A 21,573-nucleotide genomic window follows, 5' to 3' on the forward strand; every position below is an offset into this window, starting at 1 on the left:
GCTTTTCAAGAGAAGCTTGCAACAGAGTCAACTGCAACAGGCTAATGCAACAGGCTAAGGAGTTCCGATGGCTATCAGCATGACAGAAGCTGCCGCTAACCACGTACGACGTTCCCTCGAGGGGCGCGGCAAGGGTGACGGCGTTCGTCTGGGTGTTCGCACCACAGGCTGTTCAGGTCTTGCCTATGTGCTCGAGTTCGTCGATGAGGCGGCCAGCGAAGACACCGTGTTCGAAATGCACGGCGTCAAGGTGATCATTGACCCGAAAAGTCTGGTCTATCTGGATGGCACCGAGCTCGACTTCGTGCGCGAAGGGTTGAACGAAGGCTTCAAGTTCAACAATCCCAACTCGCGCGGTGAGTGCGGCTGTGGCGAAAGCTTCAACGTCTGAGGCTTTTATTGTGGGTACTCCCTGTCACTTCGCCCTGTTTGACCTCAAGCCCGAGTTTCAGCTTGATCTTGACCAACTGGCCACGCGCTACCGTGAGCTTGCGCGCAACGTGCATCCGGATCGTTTTGCGGATGCCCCCGAGCGTGAGCAGCGTGTGGCGCTGGAGCGCTCGGCCAGTCTCAACGAGGCCTATCAGACCCTGAAAAGCCCGCCGAAAAGGGCGCGTTATCTGCTGGCAATGAACGGCAACGAAGTGCCGCTCGAAGTCACGGTGCATGATCCCGAGTTTCTTCTGCAGCAGATGCAATTGCGCGAAGACCTCGAGGACTTGCAGGACGAGGCTGATCTGGCCGGCGTCGCGACCTTCAAGCGTCAGCTCAAGATCGCTCAGGACGAACTGAACCAGAGCTTCGCAGCCTGTTGGAATGATGCTGCACAACGCGAGCACGCTGAAAAGCTGATGCGGCGTATGCAGTTTCTCGACAAGCTCTCTCACGAAGTGCGCCAGTTAGAAGAGCGCCTCGACGATTAACCCCGCGCGGCTTCGGCCGCGCGCCAGTGATTATTCTGAACAGCATGGCTTTACTGCAGATCGCCGAACCCGGCCTGAGTCCTCAACCGCACCAGCGTCGTCTGGCTGTGGGTATCGACCTGGGCACTACCAATTCTCTGGTTGCTGCAGTACGCAGCGGCCTGTCCGAACCGCTGGCCGATGCAGAGGGGCAGGTCATTCTGCCGTCTGCCGTGCGCTATCACGCTGATCGTGTCGAAGTAGGGCAGTCAGCGAAGATCGCCGCCTCCCAGGACCCGTTCAATACCGTTCTATCGGTCAAGCGTCTCATGGGCCGTGGTCTGACCGACGTCAAGCAACTGGGCGAGCAACTGCCGTACCGGTTCGTCGGCGGTGAGTCGCACATGCCGTTCATCGACACCGTGCAGGGGCCGAAAAGCCCGGTCGAAGTGTCTGCCGACATCCTCAAGGTCCTGCGCCAGCGCGCAGAAGCCTCGCTGGGTGGCGAGCTGGTAGGCGCGGTGATCACCGTTCCTGCCTACTTCGATGATGCTCAGCGTCAGGCGACCAAGGACGCTGCCAGACTGGCGGGACTCAATGTACTGCGCCTGCTCAATGAGCCTACGGCTGCGGCGGTGGCCTACGGCCTGGATCAAAAGGCCGAAGGTGTGGTTGCCATCTATGACCTGGGCGGCGGAACCTTCGATATTTCGATCCTGCGCCTGACCGGTGGTGTGTTTGAAGTACTGGCCACTGGCGGCGATACCGCTCTGGGTGGCGATGACTTCGATCATGCGATAGCCAGCTGGATTGTCACGGATGCCGGTCTGTCAGCCGATATTGATCCTTCCGCGCAGCGCAGCCTGCTGCAGGCTGCCTGCTCGGCCAAGGAAGCGCTGACTGACGCCGAGTCTGTCGAGGTCGTCTACGGCGAGTGGCGTGGCACGCTGACGCGCGAGGCGCTCAATGCGCTGATCGAACCTATGGTTGCGCGCAGCCTCAAGGCCTGCCGTCGTGCGGTCCGTGACACCGGTATCGAGCTTGAAGAAGTCGAGGCGGTGGTCATGGTCGGCGGTTCGACCCGTGTTCCGCGAGTGCGCGAAGCGGTGGCCGAGCTGTTCGGTCGTCAGCCGCTGACCGAGATCGACCCGGATCAGGTGGTGGCCATCGGGGCTGCGATCCAGGCCGATACCCTGGCCGGCAACAAGCGTGACGGTGGCGAACTGCTGCTCCTCGATGTGATTCCGCTCTCGCTGGGGCTGGAAACCATGGGCGGGCTGATGGAGAAAGTCATTCCGCGCAACACCACCATCCCTGTGGCACGTGGTCAGGAATTCACCACATACAAGGATGGCCAGACGGCCATGAAGATTCATGTCCTGCAGGGCGAGCGTGAATTGATCAGCGACTGTCGTTCGCTGGCGCGCTTCGAACTGCGTGGCATCCCGCCGATGGTCGCGGGTGCGGCAAAGATTCGTGTCACCTTCCAGGTCGATGCTGACGGTCTGCTCAGCGTTTCGGCGCGTGAAATGGGCTCGGGCATCGAGTCGAGCATTCAGGTCAAGCCGTCCTACGGGCTGACCGATGACGAGGTCACTCGCATGCTCAAGGATTCCTTCGAGTATGCCGGCGACGACAAGGTCGCTCGTGTGCTGCGTGAGCATCAGGTTGATGCCGAGCGTCTGCTCGAAGCAGTTCAGGGTGCCCTGGACGCCGATGGCGAGCGTCTTCTCGACGAGGAAGAGCGCCTGGTCATCAATCTGCAGATGAACGAACTCCGTGAACTGATGCAAGGCACCGATGGTTATGCCATCGAGCAGCAGACCAAGCGTCTGTCGCAGGTGACCGATGCATTTGCTGCCCGACGCCTCGATTCGACGGTAAAAGCCGCACTGGCCGGGCGCAACTTGAATGAGATTGAGGAATAACTGATGCCGCAGGTGATTTTTCTGCCCCACGCCGAGCATTGCCCGGACGGGCTGGTTGTAGAAGTGGAGCCCGGCACGTCTATTCTCGACATTGCCCACGAGCACCACATCGAGATTGAAAGCGCCTGTGGTGGCGTGTGTGCGTGCACTACCTGCCATTGCGTCATTCGCGAAGGGTTCAATTCGCTGAATGAAGCCGATGAGCTTGAAGAAGACATGCTCGACAAGGCGTGGGGGCTGGAGCCGCAGTCGCGTCTGTCCTGTCAGGCCATTGTCGGCAACGAAGACCTCACCGTCGAAATACCCAAGTATTCGCTCAACCATGCCGCTGAAGCGCCGCACTGATTCAAGGATTGCTCATGAGTCTCAAATGGGTTGATGTTCAGGAAATCGCCATCCAGCTGGCTGAAAGCCACCCGGAGGTAAATCCGCTCACCGTGAGCTTCCCCAGGCTGCGTGGTCTGGTCATGGCCTTGCCTGAATTCGATGACCATCCGGACCGCAGCGGGGAAAAGGTCCTGGAAGCGATCCAGACATTGTGGATCGAAGAGCTGGATTGACGTTCAGTAACGCGCGCAGTTAGGCAATACACCAGAACCCGCGTATAATTCGCGGGTTTAATTTTTCGCTTCAATCACTGCTTCTGGAGTTTCACCATGGCTGTTCAACGTACTTTCTCCATCATCAAGCCTGACGCCGTTGCCAAGAACGTAATCGGCGAGATCACCACTCGTTTCGAAAAAGCCGGTCTGCGCGTTGTCGCTTCCAAGCTGAAGCAACTGTCCAAGGCCGAAGCTGAAGGTTTCTACGCTGAGCACAGCGCTCGCGGTTTCTTCGGCGACCTGGTTGCTTTCATGATCTCCGGTCCGGTTGTCGTTCAGGTTCTGGAAGGCGAAAACGCTATCGCTCTGAACCGTGAGCTGATGGGCGCTACCAACCCTAAAGAAGCGGCTGCCGGCACCATCCGTGCTGACTTCGCTGATTCCATCGACGCCAACGCTGTTCACGGCTCCGATTCCGAAGCAGCCGCCGCTCGCGAAATCTCGTACTTCTTCGCAGCTACCGAAGTAACCGCTCGCTAAGTCATTTTTGACTGACGAGTGAAGGGTGAATTCATGATTGCATCGACTGGTAAAACCAACCTGCTGGGGCTGACTCAACAGGAAATGGAGAAATTCTTCGACTCTATCGGGGAGAAGCGCTTCCGTGCCGGTCAGGTCATGAAGTGGATTCACCACTTCGGCGTCGACGATTTCGACGCGATGACGAACGTCAGCAAGGCCCTGCGCGAAAAGCTCAAGGCCTGTGCTGAGGTTCGCGGTCCTGAAGTGGTCAGCGAGGACATCTCCAGCGACGGCACCCGTAAATGGGTGGTGCGCGTAGAGTCCGGCAGCTGTGTCGAGACCGTCTATATTCCGCAGGGCAAGCGTGGCACCTTGTGTGTTTCGTCCCAGGCGGGCTGTGCCCTGGATTGCAGTTTCTGCTCCACGGGCAAGCAAGGCTTCAACAGCAACCTCACCGCCGCCGAAGTCATCGGTCAGGTGTGGATTGCCAACAAATCCTTTGGCAGCGTCCCGGCGACCGTCGACCGTGCCATCACCAACGTGGTGATGATGGGCATGGGTGAGCCGCTGCTGAACTTCGACAATGTCATTGCCGCCATGCATCTGATGATGGATGACCTGGGGTATGGCATTTCCAAACGCCGGGTGACCTTGTCCACTTCCGGTGTGGTACCGATGATCGATGAGCTTTCCAAGCACATCGACGTGTCCCTGGCCTTGTCGCTGCACGCACCGAACGATGCGCTGCGCAACCAGCTGGTGCCGATCAACAAGAAATACCCGTTGAAAATGCTTCTCGAGTCCTGCCGTCGCTACATGTCCAGTCTGGGCGAAAAGCGTGTGCTCACCATCGAGTACACCATGCTCAAGGACATCAACGACAAGGTAGAGCACGCGGTCGAGATGATCGAGCTGCTCAAGGACACACCTTGCAAGATCAACCTGATCCCGTTCAACCCGTTTCCGCACTCCGGTTACGAGCGTCCCAGCAATAACGCGATACGTCGTTTTCAGGACCTGTTGCATCAGGCCGGTTATAACGTCACTGTGCGCACCACGCGTGGTGAAGACATCGATGCTGCATGCGGCCAATTGGTCGGGCAGGTGATGGACCGCACACGCCGTAGCGAACGCTATATAACCGTGCGTGAGTTGAGCGCCGAGGCCGATGCGGCCCCTGTCGCGGTGACTCGAACCTGACTGCGAACCTGACCGAGAGAGACCCCATGCCTGTGCGTGCCTCGCTGCTGCTCTGTGTTGTCGTCTTGCTGACAGCGTGCGTGTCCACCGGCAACGTCAACCCGCTGACGACGGCCCAGGGGCGCGAGGAAGCGCGCAAGGCATATGTGCAGCTCGGGCTGGGTTACTTTCAGCAGGGGCAGACCGAGCGCGCCAAGGTTCCGCTGAAAAAGGCGCTCGAGCTCGACAGTTCCGATGCGCAGGCCAACGCCGCGCTGGCCCTGGTGTTCCAGACAGAGATGGAGCCGGAGCTGGCAGAGCAGTACTTTCGCAAGGCGTTGGCTGCCAGCAATAACGAAACACGCATCGTCAACAATTACGGCAGTTTTCTTTTCGAACAAAAGCGTTATAAGGAAGCCTACGAGCGTTTTGAACAGGCGGCTGCCGACAACCTGTATCCTGAGCGGTCACGGGTTTTTGAAAGCCTGGGCATGACCTCGCTGAAACTGGGCAACCGCGAGCAGGCTCGCGAGCATTTTACCAAGGCATTGCGCCTGGACCGTCAGTTGCCGTTATCCTTGCTGGAAATGGCTCAGCTGTCCTACGAAGACAAGCAATATGTGCCGGCGCGTGACTATTACGACCGTTTTAGCCAGCTCAGCGAGCAAAATGCACGTAGTCTATTGCTCGGTACGCGGCTGGCGAAGATATATGATGATCGTAACAAGGCGGCCAGCTTTGGCCTGCTGTTGAAAAGACTCTATCCCGGTACGCCGGAATATCAGCAATACCTGTCGGAGCAATGATGAAAGCGGCGCATCCCGAAGTTGTAGCAACCAATCGCGTGAATCCTGGAGAAACCCTGCGCCAGGCCCGCGAGAGCAGGAGCTGGTCGCTGCCAGATGTGGCCTTGAGACTGAATCTCACCGTGACCTCCCTGACCAATCTGGAGAACGGCCAGTTTGAAAAGCTGCCCGGGCATACGTTTGCCCGGGGTTATGTGCGTGCCTACGCCAAACTGCTTGATCTTGATCAGGCGGCGCTGGTCGAGCGGTTCGACCAGTTCACCGGCACCGACGGTAAAGGCAGTTCGGTTCACGCGCTGGGCCGTATCGAAGAGCCGGTCAGGCTGTCGCACAATATTCTGCGTATCGTCAGCCTGCTGTTGCTGGTGATTCTGGTCGGCGGCGGTTTCTTCTGGTGGCAGGATCAGGCGACCTTGCGCGGCAAGGATCAGTCCGGGCTGAACATGGAGCACGTCGAAGTCGAAAGCGCGGATGGCACCACGCAGATTCACCCGCTTGACGAACCGGAAGAGCCTGCTGTGGCTGAAACGCCTGCCTCTGGACAAACTTCCTTGCCGTTGAATACCGGTGCGCCTGCCAGTGAGGCGCCCGCTGCTGCGCCTGCGGCCCCGGCTTCCAGCGTCACAGGTCACGCAACCGCACAACCACAGACACCTGCTGCCGCTACGCCACCGGCGAGCGCGCCTCAAGCACCCGTTGCTGCGCCGAACGTGCCGTCGATGCCGACTGCACCTGCCGAGCAGCCAGCGCCTGTCATGGCAGGTGCCGGTCAGGTGACCGTACAGTTCGTTGCCGATTGCTGGACCCAGGTCACTGACGGAAACGGCAAAGTGCTGGTCAGCGGTCTCAAGCGCAAGGGCGAGAGCCTGGATGTCAACGGCAAGCCGCCGTTGACCCTGCGTCTGGGCTACGCGCGCGGTGCGCAGGTCAGCTACAACGGTCAGCCTGTGGATGTAGCACCTTTTACCAGCGGCGAAACTGCTCGCCTGAAGCTAGGGCAATAAGTCATGCACGGCGAATCTCCAATCAAGCGTCGCGAATCCCGGAAAATATGGGTCGGTTCCGTACCGGTAGGCGGTGATGCGCCGATCGCGGTGCAGAGCATGACCAACAGCGATACCAACGATGTCGCCGCTACCGTGGCACAGATCAATCGTCTGGAAGCGGCGGGTGTCGACATCGTGCGTGTTTCGGTGCCGGACATGGACGCTGCCGAAGCATTCGGCCGCATCAAGCAACTGGTCAAGGTGCCGCTGGTCGCCGACATTCACTTCGATCACCGCATCGCCTTGCGTGTGGCGGAGCTGGGCGTCGACTGTCTGCGTATCAACCCGGGCAACATCGGTCGCGAAGACCGTGTGCGGGCGGTGGTCGATGCTGCACGTGATCGGGGCATCCCGATCCGTATCGGCGTCAATGCCGGTTCGCTGGAAAAAGACCTGCAGAAGAAGTACGGCGAGCCCACGCCAGAGGCCCTGGTAGAGTCTGCGCTGCGCCATGTCGAGCATCTGCAACGCCTGAACTTTCAGGACTTCAAGGTCAGCGTCAAGGCTTCCGATGTGTTCATGGCGGTCGCGGCCTATCGGCTGCTGGCCAAGGAGATCGTTCAGCCGCTGCACCTGGGCATCACCGAAGCCGGTGGCTTGCGTTCGGGTACGGTGAAATCGGCTGTCGGTCTCGGTATGCTGCTTGCCGAAGGAATTGGCGATACTATCCGCATCTCGCTGGCGGCTGACCCGGTCGAGGAAGTGAAGGTCGGGTACGACATTCTCAAATCGTTGCGCCTTCGTTCGCGTGGAATCAACTTCATCGCCTGTCCGAGCTGCTCGCGGCAGAACTTCGATGTGGTCAAGACCATGAACGAGCTGGAAGGTCGACTCGAGGATTTGCTGGTGCCGCTCGACGTCGCGGTGATCGGTTGTGTGGTCAATGGTCCGGGCGAAGCCAAAGAGGCGCACATCGGCCTGACCGGTGGCACGCCGAACCTGATCTACATCGACGGCAAACCCGCGCAGAAACTGACCAATGATAATCTCGTGAATGAGCTGGAACGCTTGATTCGCGAGAAAGCGGCTGAAAAAGCCGAAGCCGACGCCTCGGTCATCGTGCGCGGCTAACCCGGATTGCTAAGGATTTTCTGTGAGTAAGTCTCTACAAGCCATTCGTGGCATGAACGACATTCTGCCCGAGCAGACGCCGCTGTGGCGTCACTTCGAAGGCACTGTTGCCCGTCTGCTGGATAACTACGGTTACCGGCAGATTCGTATGCCTATCGTCGAATTCACCGAGCTGTTCAAGCGCTCCATCGGTGAAGTGACCGATATCGTCGAGAAAGAGATGTACACCTTCGCCGACCGCAACGGCGACTCTCTGACCCTGCGCCCTGAAGGCACTGCCGCGTGCGTGCGTGCGGTCCTCGAGCACGGCATCACCGGCGGCGGCCAGGTTCAGAAACTGTGGTACATCGGTCCGATGTTCCGTCACGAGCGTCCGCAGAAAGGCCGTTATCGTCAGTTTCACCAGATCGGTGTCGAGGTCTTCAACCTGGACGGCCCGGATATCGATGCCGAACTGATTGTCATGACCTGGCGCCTGTGGGGCCTGCTGGGCATTCGCAACGCCGTCAAGCTCGAGCTGAACAGCCTGGGCACCAGCGAGGCGCGTGCGCGTTATCGCGAGGCGCTGGTCGAATACCTCTCGGCACGTCTCGACCAACTGGACGAAGACAGCCAGCGCCGCCTGAAAACCAACCCGCTGCGCGTGCTGGACACCAAGCATCCTGAAACCCAGGCTGTGCTGGTCGATGCGCCGAAACTGGCGGACTACCTGGATGACGAATCCCGCGTTCACTTCGAAGGCCTGAAGGCCCGTCTGGATGCCGCCGGTATTCCTTATGTGATCAATCCCAAGCTGGTGCGTGGCCTGGATTACTACAGCAAGACCGTTTTCGAGTGGGTCACCGACCAGCTCGGTGCCCAGGGTACGGTCTGTGCGGGCGGTCGTTACGACGGTCTGGTCGAGCAGATGGGCGGCAAGCCTACTGCAGGCGTCGGTTTCGCGATGGGCATCGAGCGACTGGTGCTGCTGCTCGAAACCCTCGAGCAGGTGCCGGAAGAGATTGCCCGTCAGGTCGATGTCTACCTGTGCGCATTTGGCGAAGCCGCCGAGCTGGCTGCGCTGGCACTGACCGAAAAGGTGCGTGATCAGCTGCCGACTCTGCGGTTGCAGGTCAACGCCGGTGCCGGCAGCTTCAAAAGCCAGTTCAAGAAAGCCGACAAGAGCGGTGCGCTGTACGCGCTGATCCTCGGCGAAGAAGAACTGGCGGCGAAGGTCATTGGCGTCAAACCCCTGCGTGGCCAGGGTGAACAACAAAATATTGCCTGGGATGCTCTGTCAGAGCACCTGGCCTCCTGCGTCGTGCAGGGTTGAAGCTGATTTAACAGCCGTTTAGCGAATAGGAGTATTGGGGTGTCGGGTACCGAAGATGAAGAGCTGGCGGTAATGAAGGACTGGTGGCAGCGCAACGGCAAACCTCTGTTGACCGGCGGTCTGCTTGCGCTGGTCGTGGTTCTGGGTTGGCAGTTCTGGCACAGGTATCAAGCCAGCCAGTCGCAAGGCGCCTCGATGCTTTATCAGCAATTGCTGGAAACCGCACTGACGCCCAGTGGCCAGGCAGACACCGCACGTGTCGCCGAGATCTCCGGCAAACTGAAAAGCGAATTCGGTGGCACTACCTACGCACAGTTCGGTAGCCTGTTCGTCGCCAAGGTGGCGGTCGATGCCGGCAAGCTGGATGATGCTGCAGCCGAGCTGAAAACCGTGGCCGACAAGCCTGCCAACGACACGCTGGGCGAGATTGCCCGTCAGCGTCTGGCACGCGTGCTGGCTGCGCAGAACAAGACCGATGACGCGCTGAAGCTGCTCGACGGCGATGCCGACAAGGCTTTCCTCGCCAGTCGTGAAGAACTCAAGGGTGACCTGCTGGTACAGCTGGGTCGTACCGACGAGGCGTATGCTGCATACCAAAAGGCCAAATCTGCTCTGTCCGAAGACGCAGCAGTGGGTGGCCTGCAAATGAAGCTCGACGATCTGGCGAAAGGGGATGCGTGACGTGATTCGTTGGAAACATGCAGCATTGCTGGCTCTGGCCATTCTGGCCGCGGGTTGCAGCAGCAACAGCAAAAAGGAATTGCCTCCGGCCGAGCTGACCGACTTCAAAGAAGAAGTGGTTCTGCACAAGCAGTGGAGCCGTTCCGTTGGCGACGGCCAGGGCAAGACTTACAACATGCTCGTGCCAGCCATTGACGGCGACCGCATCTATGCGGCGGACGTCACGGGCGAAGTCGTGTCGCTGGATCGTCTGACTGGCGACGTGATCTGGAAGAAGGATCTCGATCTGCCCGTTTCCGGTGCAGTCGGCGTGGGCTATGGCCTGGTAATGATCGGCACCCTCAAGGGTGAAGTGATTGCCATGGACGCCACGTCCGGTGAGGAAAAGTGGCGCGCCCACGTGACCAGTGAAGTGCTGGCTCCGCCGGCCACCAACGGTTCTGTGGTCGTTGTCCAGACTCAGGATGACCGCATCGTCGGTTTCGACGCTTCTACCGGTTCGCAGCTCTGGATCTACGAAAGTACGCCGGCGGTGCTGACCCTGCGCGGCACGGGTGCTCCGCTGGCAACCAACCGTCTTGCCGTAGCGGGTCTGTCGACCGGCAAGGTCGTCGCTCTGGATATCACCAACGGCGTGCCGATCTGGGAACAGCGTGTTGCCATCCCGCAAGGCCGCTCGGAACTGGATCGTGTCGTCGATATCGACGGCGGCCTGTTGCTGTCCGGCGGTACGCTGTACGTCGCTACCTATCAGGGGCGCGTCGCCGGTCTCGATCTGGAAAGCGGTCGTGTGCTCTGGCAGCGTGATGCTTCGAGCTACTCGGGTGTCGCCCAGGGCTTTGGCAGCGTCTATGCCACTCTGGCCTCCGGTACTGTCGAAGGTATCGACGAGCGTTCGTCCTCTGCACTGTGGAGCAACGAATCACTGGCTCGCCGCCAGCTCGGCGCGCCGGAAGTGTATTCCAGCTACGTAGCGGTCGGTGACATGGAAGGCTACCTGCACCTGTTGAGCCAGGTGGATGGTCGTTTTGTCGGTCGCGAACGTATCGACAGCGACGGCCTGCGTGCGCGTCCGCTGGTGGTTGGGGACATGATTTACGTGTATGGCAACAGCGGCAAACTGGAAGCCCTGACCATCAAGCAATAAGTGTCCATGCCCGGGGCCAATGGCCCCGGGTGCCCTTGCTTCGGCAAGGCTGCGGTGCCTTTGTGGCATCGCCCCGAACTCCGGCCGCTGCCCTGCAGCGGCTTTTGTATTTTCTGAAATAACGAAGTGGAGAGCCGCATGGTTCCCGTAATCGCCCTGGTGGGTCGACCGAACGTCGGCAAGTCCACCATGTTCAACCGCCTGACCAGGACTCGCGACGCCATTGTCGGCGATCTGTCCGGTCTTACCCGTGATCGCCAATACGGAGAGGCGAAGTGGCAAGGGCGCTCCTATATTCTGATCGACACCGGCGGTATCTCCGGTGACGAGCATGGCATGGACGAAAAGATGGCCGAGCAGTCGCTGCTGGCCATTGAAGAAGCCGATGTGGTGCTGTTTCTGGTGGACGCCCGTGCGGGCTACACCGCTGCTGATCAGATGATTGGTGAGCACCTGCGCAAGCGCAACAAGCGTTCCTACGTGGTTGCCAACAAGATCGACAACATCGACGAGAACCTGGCGCGTGCCGAGTTCAGCCCGATGGGTCTGGGCGACGCCATTCCGGTGGCCGGTGCCCACGGCCGTGGCATCTCGCAGATGCTCGAAATCGCCCTGCGGGAATTCCCCAGGGACGAGGATGAGCCTGAAGAGGGCGTTGAGGTCGAAGAAGTCGCCGAAGGTCAGGAAGCCAAGCGCATCCCCGGCCCGAGCGAGAAGGACGGCATCAAGATCGCCATCATCGGTCGTCCCAACGTCGGCAAGTCGACGCTGGTCAACCGCATGCTGGGTGAAGACCGGGTTATCGTCTATGACGAGCCAGGCACCACGCGCGACAGTATCTACATTCCCTTCGAGCGTAACGAAGAGAAGTACACGCTGATCGACACCGCCGGTGTGCGCAAGCGCGGCAAGATCCACGAGGAAGTCGAAAAGTTCTCGGTGGTCAAGACGCTGCAGGCCATCAAGGACGCCAACGTGGTGATCTTTGTGATGGACGCCCGCGAAGGTGTGGTCGACCACGACCTGAACCTGCTGGGCTTCGCCCTTGAAGCGGGTCGTGCGCTGGTCATCGCGCTGAACAAGTGGGACGGCATGACGCCGGGCGAACGCGATTTCGTGAAGATCGAACTGGAGCGCCGGTTGTTCTTCGTCGACTTCGCCGACATCCACTTTATCTCGGCCATGCATGGCACGGGCGTGGGCAACCTGTATCAGTCGGTACAGAACTCGTTCAAGTCCGCGGTAACGCGCTGGCCAACCAGCCGCCTGACCCAGATTCTCGAAGATGCAGTCAGCGAGCATGCGCCACCGATGGTCGGCAGCCGCCGCATCAAGCTGCGCTACGCTCACCTGGGGGGTGCCAACCCGCCGCTGATCGTAATCCACGGTAACCAGGTCGAGAAGGTACCCAAGTCCTACGTCCGTTATCTGGAAAACACGTATCGGCGTGTGCTCAAACTGGTCGGTACGCCGATCCGTATCGAGTTCAAGGGCGGCGAGAACCCGTATGAAGGCAACAAGAACACGCTCACTGACCGTCAGGTCAACAAGAAGCGTCGGATGATGTCGCACCACAAGAAGGCCGACAAGAAGCGCCGCGACAAGCGCTGAGTCAGCATCGGGAAAAAGGCGCTTCGGCGCCTTTTTTTGTGTCCGTTTAATGGGCTATCCTGCCTGACCCGTGCCGCCCGGTGCCGGGAGATTGCAGGGAAAGGGTTCCATGATCGACAGCAAGTTGCCCAACGTGGGCACCACTATCTTCACCGTCATGTCACAGCTGGCCGCCGAAACCGGGGCTATCAACCTGTCCCAGGGGTTTCCCGATTTTGACGGGCCGCAGGCGCTGCGTGATGCAGTCTGCCGACACGTCACTCAAGGCCATAACCAATACTCACCGATGACCGGCCTGCCTGCGCTTCGTCAGCAAGTCGCGGCAAAGATCGCCCGCAGCTATGGGCGTACGGTCAATCCGGACAGCGAAATCACCATCACACCGGGTGCCACGCAGGCGATTTTCTGCGCGATCCACAGCGTTATTCGCGCTGGCGACGAAGTGATCATTTTCGACCCTTGCTATGACAGCTACGAGCCTGCCGTCGAACTGGCCGGTGGGCGCTGCGTGCATGTGCAACTGGGGCTGGATGACTTCTCCATCGACTGGCAAAAGCTCAGCGATGCGCTGAGCCCGCGCACCCGCATGATCGTCATCAACAGCCCGCACAACCCCAGCGGCGCGTTGATCAGCCGTGCAGAGCTCGATCGGCTGGCCGCACTGATTGCCGATCGCGACATCTACCTGCTCAGCGACGAAGTCTATGAGCACCTGGTGTTCGACGGCGCACGCCATGTCAGTGTGCTTGATCACGAAGCGTTGTATCAGCGCGCCTTCGTCGTCAGCTCGTTCGGCAAGACGTATCACGTCACTGGCTGGAAAACCGGCTATGTGGTCGCGCCGCCAGCATTGAGCGCCGAGTTGCGCAAGGTGCATCAGTATGTGAGCTTCTGCGGTGTCACGCCTTTGCAGTACGCGTTGGCCGACTTCATGGCCGAACACCCGGAGCATGTCGATGAACTGCCAGGCTTTTATCAGGCCAAGCGCGACTTTTTCTGTGGTCATCTGGCCGAGTCGCGTTTCAGCTTCCGGCCGGTGGGCGGGACTTATTTCCAGTTGGTCGATTACTCGCAGATCAGGCCCGACCTCAACGATGTCGACATGGCCTTGTGGATGACCCGTGAACACGGTGTGGCGAGCATTCCGATTTCTGTGTTCTACCAGAGCCCGCCAGCAGGGCAGCGCCTGATCCGCCTGTGCTTTGCCAAACAGGAAGAGACGTTGCGTCAGGCGGCGGAGAAACTATGCGCGATCTAAGCGGGCTGCCGAACCTCAACCTCGCGCTGATCCAGACCACGCTGGCGTGGCATGATCGCGAGGCCAATCTCGAGCATTTCGAGCCATTGCTGGATCAGGCGCGCGGCGCGGACCTGGTGATCCTGCCAGAGATGTTCACCACCGGATTCTCGATGGAGTCCGAGGCCCTGTCAGAACCGGAAGCCGGGCCTACATCGGCATGGCTACTGGCGCAGGCCAGGCGTATCAACGCCGTGGTGACCGGCAGCGTCATGATCCGCGCTGCCGATGGCAGTCATCGCAACCGCTTGCTGTGGGCGCGACCGGATGGTGCGCTGCTGCATTACGACAAGCGCCACCTGTTTCGCATGGCCGGAGAGCACGAGCATTACACGCCGGGCGATCGCCAGGTCATGTTTGAACTCAACGGCTGGCGTGTACGGCCGCTGATCTGCTATGACCTGCGCTTTCCGGTCTGGAGCCGTGACGCTCAGGACACCGACCTGTTGCTGTACACCGCCAACTGGCCGGGTGCGCGGCGTCTGCACTGGAATCGCTTGCTGCCTGCCAGAGCCATTGAAAACCTGTGCTATGTGGCGGCAGTCAACCGGGTCGGATCGGACGGCAAGGGCTTCGCTTACACTGGTGACAGTCAGGTTCTGGATTTCCAGGGCGAGAGCCTGTTGAGCGTGGGCGAAGCGGACGGAGTGTTCAAGGCGACGCTCAGCGCGGCAGACTTGCATGCCTATCGCACACGGTTTCCAGCCGGGCTGGATGCTGATTCATTTAATATTGAATAAAGGTACTTCAGAATGTTTCTGGTCGGCCGATAGCTTCTCCAGAATTCCTGGAGACCGCCATGACTACCATCAATACATCCACGCTGAACAGTTACTCGAGCTCGTTGACGTTAGCGATTAAACCTACCGAGGCTGAAACAGCCAAGGCCACTGCTGCTGCCGCCACCACGACTACCGAAACAGAGAAAAGCTCTGATCAGGCATCCACCGAAGGTGGCAAGGCCGGTGCGGCGGGTGGCGGCGGCAGCGTGGGTGGCTCCAGCGAGTCGTCTCTCAATCAGACCATCGAGCAAATAAAGCAGCAGATCAAGGACGCTCAGAAACAACTCGCCGAGCAGAAAGCGCAGTTGGCTGCCGCACAAAGCAGCAAAGGCACGGCGGAAGAAAAGGCCCAGAAATCCATGGCGATTCAGGGTCAGATAGCGAGCACCAGTGCCAACCTGCAGACCTTGCAGGCCTCGTTGTTGCAATTGGAGACTGAAGGTGGCGTGAACACCACTGCGTGATCCCTCCTGATGAGCGTCCGAAGTGACGCTCATCATGCCCACTCACAGTGTTGCGTGGGCATTCAGCTGCGTCTGCCTCCGATCAGGCGGCGCAGCGTCCGGCGTTGCCTGTCACTCGTTCACGTTCATGAACTTGCGGGCCCACTCTACGTAGTCTTCAGGCTGCGTATAGGTGTGGGTCAGTTCGGTTGCGCTCATGTTCGATTCGTTGCCCAGGATCTGGCGCTGTTCGCGCAGGCAATCGTAGGTGGCCTTGATCGCGGCGAAGTACGCTGCGTGGCCATGTACGCAGACCCTCACACCCATCTCGGCAAGGCGCGCGTTGTCGTGCAGTTCCGGGTTGCCGTACGTCACCAGCATCAGCGGCACGGTCACACCTTCGGATATCTGCGCCAGGTGATCGAAGTCACGAATGCCGACGATGGTAATGCCGTCAGCTCCGGCAGCCTGGTATTGCTGCACACGGCTGATGGCTTCCTGAACCGGGATAATTGCCGCATTGGTGCGGGCAAAGATCGACATCTCCGGATCGACACGTGCTTCCAGCGCTGCGCGGATCTTGCCAACACCTTCTGCAGTGGAAATCAGGTCCGTGGATTTGCGTCCGAACTGCGCCGGCAGCAGGGTATCTTCAATCGTCAGTGCAGAAATACCGGCACGTTCCAGTTCGACAACGGTGCGCATGACGTTAAGGGCATTGCCATAACCATGGTCTGCGTCCGCGATGACCGGGAGCTGTGCGACACGGCCGATGCGCGTGGCCTGTTCAACGAATTCACTCAGGGTGATCAGGGCGAAGTCAGGGGCTGCCAGGACTTGCAGCGACGCCACGGAGCCGCCGAGGATGCCTACTTCAAAGCCCAGATCCGCTGCGATTCGCGCTGACATGGGGTCGAACACCGAGGCTGTGTGAAAGCAAGCGTTCGACGAGGTGAGCGCACGGAAGCTGCGGCGCAAATCTTGATGGGAAGCCTTGGGCATAATCGCTCCAAATGTGATTGGATCAGCTCAGCGTACCGAGGCCGATGGTAATTTCAATGCACGGTGGGTCTGCCCGAGCATTCTTTTCGTCCGGAAATCAATGCAATAGTCGTCTTGGTTTTATAGGAAAGGTGCAGCTGGCAGGTAAGTCCGAGCAGGCATCGTCAGCATATGAATTGCTGTTGGATTGGGCGAACTCTGGAGTAAGGGCAGCATGCTACCACAGCATAAATGAAAAAGATTATGCCGAAACAGGCAGGGTCATGCGCGGAATGCAAGAGGCAGGTGCAGCGTGAGGCGGGGGAGGGAAGCGGGCGCTGCGGATGGCGGACCTGCGTCCGCCATCCGGCTATCGAATCAGGCAGCCTTGGCTTGCGTCTGACTGATTGAACGATTAAGGGCGCTGAACAGGGCGCGGAAGCTCGCCGTGGTGATGTTTTCATCGATGCCCACACCATGCACGGCGCGTTCGCCATTCACGCGCAGCTCAATGTAGGCGGCCGCCTTTGCGGTGGTACCCGAACCGATCGCATGCTCGTTGTAGTCCATGATTTCCACGGCCACTGGCAGACCGGCGACCAGTGCTTCCAGGGCGCCCTTGCCCTTGCCACGCCAGTGCTGGGTTTCACCGTCGACGTGCACCTCGGCATCCACCGAGCTGTTGCCGTTCTCTTCCTGCAACTTATGGCTGATCAGCGCATAAGGAACGTTAGCTTGCAGGTATTCACGACGCAACAGCGAGTGAATCTGCTCGGCCGTCATCTCCAGGCCCAGGCGATCAGTTTCACCCTGAACCACCTGGCTGAACTCGATCTGCATGCGGCGTGGCAGGGAAATGCCATATTCCTGTTCCAGCAGGTAAGCGATGCCACCTTTGCCTGACTGGCTGTTGACGCGAATCACCGCCTCGTAGCTGCGACCGATGTCGGCCGGGTCGATCGGCAGGTAAGGCACTTCCCACAACTCGCCTTCCTTCTGCTGGGTGAAACCCTTGCGAATCGCATCCTGGTGCGAGCCAGAGAAGGCGGTGTGGACCAGGTCGCCAACGTACGGATGACGTGGGTGCACCGGAATCTGGTTGCACTCTTCGACGACCTTGCGCACGCCGTCGATGTCCGAGAAGTCCAGCCCGGGATTGATGCCCTGGGTGTAGAGGTTCAGCGCCACGGTGACCAGATCGACGTTACCGGTCCGCTCGCCGTTACCGAACAGGCAGCCCTCGACGCGATCCGCGCCGGCCATCAGGCCCAGCTCGGTAGCCGCAACGCCCGTGCCGCGGTCGTTGTGGGTATGCAGGCTGATCAGCACGCTGTCGCGGCGGGTAATGTTGCGGCCAAACCATTCGATCTGGTCGGCGTAAATGTTGGGTGTCGCCACTTCCACGGTGGCCGGGAGGTTGAGGATCACCTTGTTCTCGGGCGTCGGGTTCCACACCTCGATCACCGCATCACAGACTTCCTTGGCGAATTCCAGTTCGGTCGCACTGAAGGTCTCCGGCGAGTACTGGAAGGTCCACTGGGTTTCCGGCTGCTGCGCTGCGTATTTGACGAACAGCTTGGCGGCGTTGACCGCGATCTCCTTCACCCCGGCCTTGTCCTGATTGAAGACAATGCGGCGGAACGACGGGCAGGTCGCGTTATACAGGTGAACGATGGCTTTCTTGGCGCCGCGCAGTGATTCGAAGGTGCGGGCGATCAGGTCTTCGCGAGCCTGGGTCAGTACCTGGATGGTGGTGTCATCCGGGATGTGACCGTCTTCGATCAGGGTACGCACGAAGTCGAAGTCAGTCTGCGAAGCCGATGGAAAGGATGCCTCGATTTCCTTGACGCCGACGCTGACCAGGGTTTTCCAGAAGCGCAGCTTCTTGGCCGCGTCCATTGGTTCGATCAGCGACTGGTTGCCGTCGCGCAGATCGGAGCTGCACCAGATCGGCACTGCGTCGATGGTCTTCGAAGGCCAGGTACGGTCAGGCAGATCAATGGTCGGGAACGCGCGGTACTTCTTCGACGGGTCTTTGAGCATGGTCATCAGGAAATCCTTTTGTATTCACGGGGCCGGGGTTGGGCGGCCTGCCGTTCTGGATAGATAGCACAGGGAATTGCGAACACAGGGACGAGGCACAGCACGCTAGCCAGGCAGTCGGGCGCTGACCAGGCTGAGGCACCGGTGTTGGCGCAACAGAATAAGGGTCTGAGAGGTTTTCATGAGGCCAACCGTAACCATTGGCATGGATGATGGCAAGCACTTGAAAAAGATTAGAATAAATTCTCGAAAATACGTCTTTGGCGAGTTTTTATAGCGGTATCTGAAGCGTTATGTGCGGGTTATTGTTGTTCGAAAGCGATGTGCGCAAGTGAGGGGGCGTGTGAGCGAGCGCCGTAGCGCTCGCTCACTAACAGGCTTACGGCTGAAACGCTCCGATGAAGATCGCCGGGTCCACGCGCGCATCGTTGAGGCTGACGTTCCAGTGCATGTGCGGCCCGGTTGCGCGACCTGTGGCGCCGACTTTGCCGACCACTCCGCCACGCGGGACGAGATCGCCGACTTTCACGTCGATCTTCGACATATGGCAAAACATGCTGATGAAGCCTTGCCCGTGATCGACGAATACGGTGTTGCCATTGAAGAAGTAATTGCCGGTCAGGATGACCTTGCCCGCTGCCGGGGATTTGATCGGCGTGCCGGCCGGCACCGCGAAGTCGAGGCCCGAATGCGGGTTGCGCTCTTCGCCATTGAAGAAGCGACGCACGCCGAACTTGCTCGATAACGGGCCATTGACCGGCTTGTCCAGAATCAGGTTGCTTGGCGTGCCTGGGCTGAAACTGCGGTAGGCGCGCAGTTGCTCGGCCAGTTCGCCCTCAATGCGTTTGTTGTCTTCAGGGTTGGGATTGACCTGACGTTTGTTCTTGAGCGTGATGTGCTGTTCCGGGTATTTCTTGATGCCAACGGTGAAGTTGAGCGTGCGCCCGCCGGAGGTGACCTGCTGGGTGCCGGGTTTGACGGTCAGTGGAATGCCGACGATGGCCAGCCAGCGCGTGCCCTGTTCCTTGACTACCAGCACCGGTTTGCCTTGATAGGTGGCGGTCGGTGCCTGAGCGCCAGTGCCCAGATCGACAACCGCCACGCCGCCTGGCACCGGTTTGTCGAGTGCGCGGGTAATAAAGCTGTCAGCGTGAACGGGAAGACAGAGCAGCAGGGCGAACAGCGGGGCGATAAAACGTAGCATCAGGCAGTCAGTCCAGAAGGGAGAGGGTCACAGGTGTGAGGTGATTGTCTTCGACGCGTACTTGCAGTTCGCCTTCGCCGAGCCTGGCGGTAAGTCGTTGGCCTGTCTGCGTCTGTGCAGCGTTACGAATCGCGTGGCCGCGCTCGTCGAGCAGAATGCTGTAACCGCGTCCCAGTGTGGCAAGCGGGCTGACTACGTTGAGGGTCTGCACCTGACTTTGCAGTTGCAGCTTGCGTGCCTTGATCTGTTCGCGAATGGCTCTCGGCAGACGCTCGGCCAGGGCATCCAGACGCTGGCGTAAAAAAGCCAGGGTCCGGCCTGGATGCTGGGCAGCAAGGCGGCTCTGCATATGCGCCAGACGCAGATGACGTTGATGCATGTTCTGTTCAAAGGCGCGGCGCAGGCGCATGTCCAGGTCATCCAGCCGCTGCGACTGCTGACGCAAGCGCTCGCCGGGGTGACGCAGACGCCGGGATATACCCTCGAGACGCAGCCGCTCGCGCATCAGACGGTCCTGCATGCGGCTGACCAGTCGCCGGTGCAGGTTGTCGACGCGTCGATGCAGGTCGCTGGAGTCCGGGGCGAGCAGTTCAGCGGCGGCAGAGGGCGTCGGTGCCCGCACGTCGGCGACAAAGTCGCTGATGGACACATCGGTTTCATGCCCGACAGCGCTGACAATCGGCGTTACGCAGGCGTCGATGGCACGGGCGACGGCTTCTTCGTTGAAGCACCACAGGTCTTCCAGCGAGCCGCCGCCACGGGCCAGGATCAGCGCATCGAAGCCTCTGCTGTCGGCCAGCTTCAGTGCGCGGACAATCTGGTTGATCGCCTCGCGGCCCTGAACGGCGGTGGGAATCAAGGTCAGCTCGACCCGCGGCGCGCGACGGCGGAACACGCTGATGATGTCGCGGATCACCGCACCGGTCGGAGAGCTGATAATCCCGATACGTTGCGGGTGCAGCGGCAGAGCGACCTTGCGCTCGGCGCTGAACAGGCCTTCGTCGCTGAGCTTGGCTTTCAGCGCATCGAACGCCAGGCGCAATGCACCGTCACCGGCAGGTTCCACCGTATCGAGAATCAACTGATAGTCGCCGCGGCCTTCAAACAGCGAGACCTTACCGCGCACCTTGACCTGCAAGCCGTCCTTGAGCGCCTGACGCACCCGCGCCGCGCTCTGCCGGAACAAGGCGCAGCGGACCTGCGCGCCAGAGTCCTTCAGCGTGAAGTACACATGGCCCGACGCCGGGCGCGAGAGGTTGGAGATCTCGCCCTCGACCCAGATGCTGCTGAACACGTCTTCCAGCAGTACGCGCGCGCGGCCGTTGAGCTGGCTGACAGTAAGGACTTCCCGGTCGAGGCCGAGTCTTGCGAAAGGGTCTTTGATCATGTCCGGCATCATAATGGCAATGCCGGTCTGGCGCACAGGTCTGTCTCGTCGGTAAAGGCAGGATTGCTTCTTGACCTGAATGGCCAGCCCATTAAGCTGCGGCCTCGAACAGCTTTAAGCGACGCTCCGTTATGAACACCCAAAGCATCATCGTCCCGCAAATCTCTACCTTTCCCGGGCACGAGGCCAGGGCGCGGCTCATTCTGCGCTGGCTGGTCAAGCTCGATGTGGTCGAGCCGGAGCTGACCACCTGCGGACGCACCTATAACAAGATGGCCTACGCGGTGGCATCGGGAGCGAAGCGGGTGGTGAAGAATCCCGATGCGTTGCCGTTCGGGCAGGTCGTCAACGGCCTGGAAATCGTCACCAAGCGCTGCATCTATACCCCGCTGAACGACTTTGCCGAAGAGGCCGGTTGCCCGGAGTGTCGCCGCGAAGTGGGGGAGGCGCTGTTCGACAGCCTGGAAGACTGGATGCCCGGTCACACCGATAATTTCACCTGCCCCGAATGCCGCCACGAAGATGACATCAACGGCTTTCTTTTTCTCGACGCCTGCGGGTTTTCCAACCTCGGTTTCATCTTCAATAACTGGCTGGATGCGTCGTTCACGCAGACCTTTCTGGATGACTTCGCCGAACGTCTGGATCGCCCGGTCTCCTGCGTTAATGTGCGTCTATAAACAGCTTTG

22 protein-coding genes are annotated in these 21,573 nt (G+C 59.8%); 18 read left to right on the forward strand and 4 right to left on the reverse strand.

Features of this window, described 5'->3' with window-relative positions; translation table 11 throughout:
* Positions 1–67: 67 nt before the first annotated feature.
* From iscA to KUIN1_RS27600, 17 genes are all read left to right on the forward strand, one after another.
* Positions 68–391: an iron-sulfur cluster assembly protein IscA gene (gene iscA, locus KUIN1_RS06875; RefSeq protein ID WP_003365093.1), complete on the forward strand. Its 324-nt coding sequence runs from the start codon at positions 68–70 to the stop codon at positions 389–391.
* 10 nt (positions 392–401) lie between these two features.
* The gene (gene hscB / locus KUIN1_RS06880) at positions 402–923 is read left to right on the forward strand and encodes a co-chaperone HscB (protein ID WP_003339753.1); all 522 of its coding nucleotides are present in this window, start codon (positions 402–404) and stop codon (positions 921–923) included.
* A 44-nt stretch (positions 924–967) separates the two neighbouring features.
* Complete coding sequence (gene hscA, locus KUIN1_RS06885; RefSeq protein ID WP_104723927.1) at positions 968–2,830, forward strand: Fe-S protein assembly chaperone HscA; 1,863 nt, start codon at positions 968–970, stop codon at positions 2,828–2,830.
* Between the two features lie 3 nt (positions 2,831–2,833).
* Positions 2,834–3,175 (forward strand): ISC system 2Fe-2S type ferredoxin, encoded by a 342-nt coding sequence (fdx, locus tag KUIN1_RS06890; RefSeq protein WP_003314175.1) that lies wholly within the window; start codon positions 2,834–2,836, stop codon positions 3,173–3,175.
* 14 nt (positions 3,176–3,189) lie between these two features.
* The gene (gene iscX, locus KUIN1_RS06895; RefSeq protein ID WP_003415412.1) at positions 3,190–3,390 is read left to right on the forward strand and encodes a Fe-S cluster assembly protein IscX; all 201 of its coding nucleotides are present in this window, start codon (positions 3,190–3,192) and stop codon (positions 3,388–3,390) included.
* Between the two features lie 96 nt (positions 3,391–3,486).
* Positions 3,487–3,912 (forward strand): nucleoside-diphosphate kinase, encoded by a 426-nt coding sequence (ndk, locus tag KUIN1_RS06900; protein ID WP_002552482.1) that lies wholly within the window; start codon positions 3,487–3,489, stop codon positions 3,910–3,912.
* A 33-nt stretch (positions 3,913–3,945) separates the two neighbouring features.
* Positions 3,946–5,094 (forward strand): 23S rRNA (adenine(2503)-C(2))-methyltransferase RlmN, encoded by a 1,149-nt coding sequence (gene rlmN / locus KUIN1_RS06905; RefSeq protein ID WP_152091896.1) that lies wholly within the window; start codon positions 3,946–3,948, stop codon positions 5,092–5,094.
* Positions 5,095–5,120: 26 nt separating this feature from the next.
* Complete coding sequence (gene pilW, locus KUIN1_RS06910; protein WP_003409116.1) at positions 5,121–5,879, forward strand: type IV pilus biogenesis/stability protein PilW; 759 nt, start codon at positions 5,121–5,123, stop codon at positions 5,877–5,879.
* On the forward strand, positions 5,879–6,883 hold the full coding sequence (locus KUIN1_RS06915) for a RodZ domain-containing protein (RefSeq protein ID WP_152091897.1): 1,005 nt from the start codon (positions 5,879–5,881) through the stop codon (positions 6,881–6,883). The genes pilW and KUIN1_RS06915 overlap by 1 nt, the downstream gene beginning before the upstream one ends.
* A 3-nt stretch (positions 6,884–6,886) precedes the next feature.
* Positions 6,887–7,996, forward strand: a complete 1,110-nt coding sequence (gene ispG / locus KUIN1_RS06920; RefSeq protein WP_004406481.1) for a flavodoxin-dependent (E)-4-hydroxy-3-methylbut-2-enyl-diphosphate synthase — start codon at positions 6,887–6,889, stop codon at positions 7,994–7,996.
* Positions 7,997–8,018: 22 nt separating this feature from the next.
* Positions 8,019–9,308 (forward strand): histidine--tRNA ligase, encoded by a 1,290-nt coding sequence (gene hisS / locus KUIN1_RS06925; protein ID WP_003409119.1) that lies wholly within the window; start codon positions 8,019–8,021, stop codon positions 9,306–9,308.
* A 39-nt stretch (positions 9,309–9,347) separates the two neighbouring features.
* Positions 9,348–9,989, forward strand: coding sequence for a YfgM family protein (locus tag KUIN1_RS06930; protein ID WP_002552488.1), 642 nt, complete (start codon positions 9,348–9,350; stop codon positions 9,987–9,989).
* The gene (gene bamB / locus KUIN1_RS06935) at positions 9,982–11,136 is read left to right on the forward strand and encodes an outer membrane protein assembly factor BamB (RefSeq protein WP_024642815.1); all 1,155 of its coding nucleotides are present in this window, start codon (positions 9,982–9,984) and stop codon (positions 11,134–11,136) included. The genes KUIN1_RS06930 and bamB overlap by 8 nt, the downstream gene beginning before the upstream one ends.
* Before the next feature lie 138 nt (positions 11,137–11,274).
* The gene (gene der / locus KUIN1_RS06940) at positions 11,275–12,747 is read left to right on the forward strand and encodes a ribosome biogenesis GTPase Der (protein ID WP_011266911.1); all 1,473 of its coding nucleotides are present in this window, start codon (positions 11,275–11,277) and stop codon (positions 12,745–12,747) included.
* A gap of 109 nt (positions 12,748–12,856) precedes the next feature.
* Positions 12,857–14,005, forward strand: coding sequence for a pyridoxal phosphate-dependent aminotransferase (locus KUIN1_RS06945; RefSeq protein WP_011266912.1), 1,149 nt, complete (start codon positions 12,857–12,859; stop codon positions 14,003–14,005).
* Entirely contained in the window at positions 13,993–14,784 is a 792-nt protein-coding gene (locus KUIN1_RS06950) for an amidohydrolase (protein ID WP_103714987.1), read from the forward strand. The genes KUIN1_RS06945 and KUIN1_RS06950 overlap by 13 nt, the downstream gene beginning before the upstream one ends.
* 59 nt (positions 14,785–14,843) lie before the next feature.
* Positions 14,844–15,290, forward strand: coding sequence for a FlxA-like family protein (locus KUIN1_RS27600; protein ID WP_004406464.1), 447 nt, complete (start codon positions 14,844–14,846; stop codon positions 15,288–15,290).
* 111 nt (positions 15,291–15,401) lie between these two features.
* Here the strand turns inward: KUIN1_RS27600 and KUIN1_RS06960 are convergent, their stop codons facing one another.
* The 4 genes from KUIN1_RS06960 to xseA form a co-directional block, all read right to left on the reverse strand.
* Positions 15,402–16,271, reverse strand: a complete 870-nt coding sequence (locus KUIN1_RS06960) for an isocitrate lyase/PEP mutase family protein (protein WP_004406462.1) — start codon at positions 16,269–16,271, stop codon at positions 15,402–15,404.
* A gap of 357 nt (positions 16,272–16,628) precedes the next feature.
* On the reverse strand, positions 16,629–18,299 hold the full coding sequence (gene leuA, locus KUIN1_RS06965) for a 2-isopropylmalate synthase (RefSeq protein ID WP_054092906.1): 1,671 nt from the start codon (positions 18,297–18,299) through the stop codon (positions 16,629–16,631).
* Positions 18,300–18,672: 373 nt separating this feature from the next.
* Positions 18,673–19,497: a peptidoglycan DD-metalloendopeptidase family protein gene (locus KUIN1_RS06970; protein ID WP_116886809.1), complete on the reverse strand. Its 825-nt coding sequence runs from the start codon at positions 19,495–19,497 to the stop codon at positions 18,673–18,675.
* Positions 19,498–19,504: 7 nt separating this feature from the next.
* Positions 19,505–20,884: an exodeoxyribonuclease VII large subunit gene (gene xseA / locus KUIN1_RS06975; RefSeq protein WP_162885974.1), complete on the reverse strand. Its 1,380-nt coding sequence runs from the start codon at positions 20,882–20,884 to the stop codon at positions 19,505–19,507.
* Positions 20,885–21,015: 131 nt separating this feature from the next.
* Between xseA and KUIN1_RS06980 the strand changes: the two genes are divergently transcribed.
* Positions 21,016–21,564 (forward strand): hypothetical protein, encoded by a 549-nt coding sequence (locus tag KUIN1_RS06980; protein ID WP_011266917.1) that lies wholly within the window; start codon positions 21,016–21,018, stop codon positions 21,562–21,564.
* The last annotated feature ends 9 nt before the right edge of the window (positions 21,565–21,573 follow it).

Source organism: Pseudomonas sp. KUIN-1 (genome assembly GCF_009176725.1).
Classification (GTDB): Bacteria; Pseudomonadota; Gammaproteobacteria; order Pseudomonadales; family Pseudomonadaceae; genus Aquipseudomonas; species Aquipseudomonas fragariae.